5 protein-coding genes are annotated in these 4,053 nt (G+C 54.3%); 2 read left to right on the top strand and 3 right to left on the bottom strand.

The window, feature by feature from the left end:
• The 3 genes from accC to H7A81_RS26260 form a co-directional block, all read right to left on the bottom strand.
• Nucleotides 1-1,339: acetyl-CoA carboxylase biotin carboxylase subunit (gene accC, locus H7A81_RS26270; RefSeq protein WP_182059228.1), on the bottom strand; the 1,339-nt coding region annotated here is incomplete at its 3' end.
• Nucleotides 1,340-1,350: 11 nt separating this feature from the next.
• Nucleotides 1,351-1,818: an acetyl-CoA carboxylase biotin carboxyl carrier protein gene (accB, locus tag H7A81_RS26265; protein WP_182059227.1), complete on the bottom strand. Its 468-nt coding sequence runs from the start codon at nucleotides 1,816-1,818 to the stop codon at nucleotides 1,351-1,353.
• Nucleotides 1,819-2,044: 226 nt separating this feature from the next.
• Nucleotides 2,045-2,587: a chorismate mutase gene (locus H7A81_RS26260; protein ID WP_166932747.1), complete on the bottom strand. Its 543-nt coding sequence runs from the start codon at nucleotides 2,585-2,587 to the stop codon at nucleotides 2,045-2,047.
• Between the two features lie 144 nt (nucleotides 2,588-2,731).
• On the opposite strand from H7A81_RS26260, the gene H7A81_RS26255 reads away from it, so the two are divergent.
• Together H7A81_RS26255 and H7A81_RS26250 are read left to right on the top strand one after the other, a co-directional pair.
• Nucleotides 2,732-3,304, top strand: coding sequence for a peroxiredoxin (locus H7A81_RS26255; RefSeq protein ID WP_058960236.1), 573 nt, complete (start codon nucleotides 2,732-2,734; stop codon nucleotides 3,302-3,304).
• A gap of 15 nt (nucleotides 3,305-3,319) precedes the next feature.
• On the top strand, nucleotides 3,320-4,053 hold a 734-nt coding region (locus tag H7A81_RS26250), incomplete at its 3' end, for a protein-disulfide reductase DsbD (protein WP_304622205.1).

Below are 4,053 nucleotides of genomic sequence, written 5' to 3'. Positions count from 1 at the left end.
GCAGGCCGAGTTTTTTCTCCAGATAGTGGATGTTGGTGCCACCCTGCTGGAAATGTTCGTCGGACATGATTTTCATCTGCAGCTCGACGTTGGTCTTGATGCCGTCGATGATCAGTTCCGCCAGCGCATTTTTCATGCGCGCGATGGCCACTTCACGGGTGTCACCGTAGGTGATCAGCTTGCCGATCATGGAATCGTAGTACGGCGGCACGCTGTAGCCGGCATAGATGTGCGATTCCCAGCGCACGCCAAAACCGCCTGGCGCGTGGAAACGGGTGACCTTGCCTGGGCTCGGCAGGAAGGTATTTGGATCCTCGGCGTTGATACGGCACTCTACCGCATGACCGCGAACAATCACGTCTTCCTGTTTGATTGACAGCGGCTGACCGGCAGCAATACGCAGCTGCTCTTTGATCAGATCCACGCCGGTGATCATCTCGGTCACCGGATGCTCCACCTGAATACGGGTGTTCATCTCGATGAAGTAGAACTCACCGTTTTCGTACAGGAACTCGAAAGTACCCGCACCGCGGTAGCCGATATCGATACAGGCTTTCGCACAGCGCTCGCCGATAAAGCGACGCAGTTCCGGCGTGATGCCCGGCGCTGGTGCTTCTTCGACCACTTTCTGGTGACGACGCTGCATCGAGCAGTCACGTTCCGCCAGATAGATGGCGTTGCCCTGGCCGTCGGCCATCACCTGAATCTCGATGTGACGCGGGTTCTCGAGGAATTTCTCCATGTAGACCATGTCGTTGTTGAAAGCCGCTTTGGCTTCCGCTTTCGTCATGCCGATGGATTGTTCCAGATCTTTTTCACTGCGCACCACGCGCATACCACGGCCGCCGCCGCCACCAGAGGCTTTGATGATGACCGGGTAACCGATGCGCTTGGCGATGGCACGATTTTTATCCATGTCATCGGTCAGCGAGCCGTCAGAACCTGGCACGGTCGGTACGCCGGTTTTCTTCATCGCGGTGATCGCAGACACTTTGTCGCCCATCAGGCGGATGGTGTCGGCTTTCGGGCCGATGAAGATAAAACCAGAGCGCTCAACCTGCTCGGCGAAATCGGCATTCTCAGAGAGGAAACCGTAGCCCGGGTGGATCGCCACGGCGCCGGTGATTTCGGCGGCGGAGATCAGTGCAGGGATGTTCAGGTAACTTTTGACCGACTGTGCCGGGCCGATGCAGACGGTCTCGTCCGCCAGCAGCACGTGCTTCAGGTCGCGGTCAGCGGTTGAGTGAACCGCAACGGTCTTGATGCCTAATTCTTTACACGCGCGGAGAATACGCAGAGCGATCTCACCGCGGTTAGCAATGACAATTTTATCCAGCATGCTTCGCCTCGTTATTCGATGACGACCAGCGGCTCGTCAAATTCAACCGGTTGGCCGCTTTCCACCAGGATCGCCTTAACAACGCCGGATTTATCGGCTTCGATCTGGTTCATCATTTTCATCGCTTCAACGATGCACAGAGTGTCGCCGGCGTTCACTTTCTGGCCGACTTCAATATAAGCTTTCGCGTCCGGGCTCGGCGTGCGATAGAAAGTTCCGACCATCGGAGAACGCACGATGTGGCCAGTGATTTCTGGCTTAGCCGCTTCTGCAGGCGCAGCAGCGATCGGCGCAACGGCGGTCGCCAGCGCAGGCTGCTGCATCACTGGCGCAGCATAAGCCTGTTGCATGACCGGGTAGCCAGCGTTTGCAGGTGAACGGCTGATACGAACTGACTCTTCGCCTTCAGAGATTTCCAGCTCGGAGATGCCAGACTCTTCTACCAGTTCGATCAGTTTCTTAATTTTACGAATATCCATGAAAAACTTTTCCTACGCGTTATCAACTCGCAGCAGTTATAGCAGAGGGGATTCTTGAGCAGGACATAGGGAGTTCAGTTGGGGTTATAAGGAAAAGGTGGCGGAGTGGATCGTTGGTCATCTGAATTTTATCCCGAGGTGGGGATATCGTGGATAATATTGCAGTCTTAAAGGTAAACGACATATTAGGGAGGCGTAATCTTAATACGCCTCTTATGAATAACCGTTACTTCTTCAGACTAATTTTCTGCAGGGCTTCCCACAGCCTCGTTTTATCATCCTGTTCCAGATTCGCTTGATCAAGCGTGTGCAGAAAGGCGGCTTTATCGGTGAAGGGTTTGCCCTGCGCTAACTGCGCACGGATACCACTCAGAATGCTGGCGCTCAGCACATTAATTTTGCTTCTGACCTGATCCAGCGGCAAAGGCTGCCAACCTTGTTCAGGTGTGGAGAGCCAATCTGCGCGATAGCGATATTGAATCGCTTTTGCTGCATCCATCTGAGCCTGCACAAAGGGTTTCACTGACTCGCCCGCTAAGCCCAGCTTTTCGGCTTGCTGCACAGCACTGGCCAGCACTTTTTCTTCTTGCGGCAGATCTTCAATCGCAAGATGATTGGCGGCTTTATAACCGGCCACATCCTTCATATAGGACAGGCGTTGATTGATCAGGGAAGCCACATCGCTATCAATGACAGGTGCCGCCAACGCGGTGGCCGAGCAAGACAACCCAATTAACAAAATGATTTTACTGAAATAATTCCGATTCATCTCTCTTAGCCTCTTTTTCCATGAGTCACATTGCGTCGCTAATTTAACTTTTTTTTTCTGGCACCGAAACCTTTCCGCCCCCTCCAGCGAACTGATGTATTGAGTCACTTAAACCGGACCTCCCTTACATCGCAGGAGCAGATAATGAAATCGTTTAAAACCCTCGTTTGTACTCTGAGCATCACCGCCGCATTGGGCCTCTCTGCCACCGCTTTTAACGCCAGCGCCGCGCTGCCGGTTGGTGCAAAGGCACCAAATTTCGAACTGCAAGGTGCATTAGCCGGCAAACCATTGACCTTCTCGCTGCAAAAAGCGCTGCAAAAAGGGCCAGTGGTGCTTTACTTCTTCCCGGCCGCATTCAGTGCGGGCTGTACGATTGAAGCGCATGACTTCGCCGAAGCCACCGACAACTTCACCAAAATGCACGCCACAGTTATTGGTGTGACTGCAGGCAATACCGATCAGGTGAGCGATTTCTCTAAACTGGAGTGCCGTGACAAATTCGCTGTTGCCGCCGACCCAGGTGCTAAAGTGGCCGCTCAGTATCAAACCACCATGCAGATGAAAGGCAAAACCCTTTCCGATCGCACCTCTTATGTGATTGCGCCTAATGGCGACATCCTGCTGAGTTACACTGATAGAAACCCGGATACGCACATCGAGAAAGCCCTCGCCGCCGTGAAGCAGTACGACGCTGCACATCCGCAAACTAACTAAGCAAAGAGGCCAGCGATGTTAACCGCCATGCTGGCCGCCTTTATTGGCGGCATCATTCTGAACTTAATGCCCTGCGTCTTTCCGGTCATCTCCCTGAAAGCGCTCGGCCTGTTGCGCCACACTGACAATGCCGCCAACGCGCGTCGTGAAGGTTTAGGCTTTTTACTGGGCGTGGTCGTTACCATGATGGCGCTAGCGGGTATTTTGCTGGCCGCGCGTGCAGGCGGTGCTGCTGTAGGCTGGGGATTCCAGTTACAGTCCCCACTGGTGATCGCCCTGCTATCATTGGTGATCCTCGCCGCTGCGCTCAATCTACTTGGCGTATTTGAAGTGGGCCTGTCGGTACAACGTGTTGGATCCGTTGAAATCAATCGCGGCGCCTTCTTACGTTCTGCACTCACTGGCGTATTGGCGATTTTGGTTGCCACCCCTTGTGCGGCACCGTTTATGGCTAGTGCGATCGGCTATGCCCTGGTGCAACCCCCTGCTGTGGCGCTGGTGATCTTCTTCGCCCTGGCACTCGGTTTCGCAGCGCCTTTCACACTGATTTCTCTTTTCCCTCAGCTGGCGAGATTCTTACCTCGTCCAGGCGCATGGATGGATGTACTGAAGCGCGGTTTAGCCTTCCCGATGTTTGGCGCTTATGCCTGGCTGGTGTGGGTGCTCGCGCAACAGGCAGGCAGCGCGGCATTGGCTACACTGTTAGCAGCCTCTGTGGTAGTGGCATTCGCGGGCTGGCTATATGGGAT

Source organism: Pantoea sp. ME81, assembly GCF_903970985.1.
GTDB lineage: Bacteria > Pseudomonadota > Gammaproteobacteria > Enterobacterales > Enterobacteriaceae > Pantoea > Pantoea communis.
The sequence above is the reverse complement of the archived record's forward strand: the minus strand, read 5'-3'. Positions and strand labels throughout refer to the sequence as shown.

Excerpts from the sequence above, each read along its gene's own strand:
- accB (WP_182059227.1), bottom strand. The coding sequence starts at position 1,818 with ATGGATATTCGTAAAATTAAGAAACTGATCGAACTGGTAGAAGAGTCT.
- H7A81_RS26255 (WP_058960236.1), top strand. The coding sequence starts at position 2,732 with ATGAAATCGTTTAAAACCCTCGTTTGTACTCTGAGCATCACCGCCGCA.
- H7A81_RS26260 (WP_166932747.1), bottom strand. The coding sequence starts at position 2,587 with ATGAATCGGAATTATTTCAGTAAAATCATTTTGTTAATTGGGTTGTCT.